The organism is Quadrisphaera sp. KR29 (assembly GCF_052644995.1).
Genome location: NZ_JBQXXG010000039.1, coordinates 1 through 1,543 on the forward strand (window position 1 = coordinate 1; position 1,543 = coordinate 1,543).

The window sequence follows — 1,543 nt, forward strand, 5'->3', positions numbered from 1 at the left end:
CGTCCTCGGCGTCCTCGGCGTCCTCGGCGTCCTCGAGGAGGTCGTACACCACCACGTCGTCCCGCACGTCACCGTCCGCCCCGGCCAGGCGGTCGGCGGCGCCGGTCTCCCCCGTGGTGTCAGCAGCCGCCGCGCGCTCCAGCCAGGTCCGCGCCTCCTCGTGCCGGCCCGCGGACTCGAGGGCGTCCGCGTAGGCCGACAGCAGGCGGGCGCGCCACGGCTCCCGGCCGCGTGCCTGCAGCTCCGGTCCCTGCAGCGACACGACGGCTGCCTCGGCTTGGCCCAGGTCCTGGCGGGCCCCGGCGGCGACGATGCGCATCTCGATCCGGCCGGCGAGGTCGAGCTGGGCCACCTCGGGGGCCGCGGCGAGGTCCAGCGCCCGCTCGGGACGACCCAGGCCGCGCTCGCAGTCCGCCAGGACCGGCAGGTAGGCGTCGGAGCCGGTCAGGCGCCTCGCGGTCCGCAGCTCGCGCAGGGCGTCCTCGTAGCGCCCGGCGGCGTAGGCCGCCAGCCCAGCGGCCTCGCGCACCGACCCGATCCGGCCGGCGCGACGGGCAGCGGCGGCGGCGTGGGCGTAAGCGGCCTCGGGGTCGCTGTCGAGCAGCTGCCCGGCGGCCACCAGGTGGCGGGAGACCACGGCGGCGGTGTCCTTGGACAGCGTCAGGAGGTCGCGGCGCACGTCGCGGTCGAGCTCGGCGCCCGTGATGGCCTCGGGGACCCGCGGCTCGTCGCGGTGAGCAGGGCCCCGGCGCGCGGTGGACGGAGCGCTGCGGTCGCGGTCCCAGGGACGGGCCGGGCTCGGGCCGCGGCCGGCCCCGGCGGCACCACCGGCGCGTCCGGAGGCACCGCTGCGCGCGCCCGGACCGCCAGCGCCACGGACGGGCGAGGCCCCCCGCGACCCCCCACCTCGCTGTGAAGGAGCCCCCGCGCCTGCCGGGCCTCCGGACCGCGGGGCGCCGTAGCCGCCCGACCGAGGAGCGCCGTAACCGCCGGCCCGAGGGGCGCCGTAACCGCCGGAGCGGGGCGCGCCGTAACCGCCGGAGCGGGGGGCGCCGCTCTCTCCTCCGCGCGAGCCGGACCGGACCGCCGGGGCACCACCACGGGCACCGGGGGCACCACTGGAAGAGGGGCGTCCAGCCGACGGGCCGCGCCCGCCCTCGCTGCCGCGCCGCTCGGGGCGCTGCCCACCGCCGGCACCTGCACCGCGGTCACCGCGCTCGCCCCGCTGGGGGCGGTCAGCGGGACCCGACCAGCGTCCGCCACCGGAGGGCGCGCCAGCACCGGGGCGTCCCGCTCCGCGCTGCGGTCCACCGCTCGTGCGACCGCCGGCCTGACCGGCACCGCGCTGAGGCGCCCTGCCTCCCGTGGACGACCTCCGCTCCCCGGAACGGGGACCTCCCGCGCGCGGCGGCGACGACCTGTCGCTCCGGCGCTGCTCGTCGTCCTGCACGGGTCCTCCTCGGCCGTCGTTGACTCAGTGCGTGAACACGTCGAAGGGGGATCGTCCACCGCGACGACGCGGTGGACGATCCCCCTTCTTCGC

1 pseudogene is annotated in these 1,543 nt (G+C 79.5%); it reads right to left on the reverse strand.

The features are described 5' to 3' along the window. Positions 1-679 (reverse strand): annotated as a pseudogene (locus ACUN9U_RS18260) (hypothetical protein); the annotation flags it as partial. Between the last annotated feature and the right edge of the window lie 864 nt (positions 680-1,543).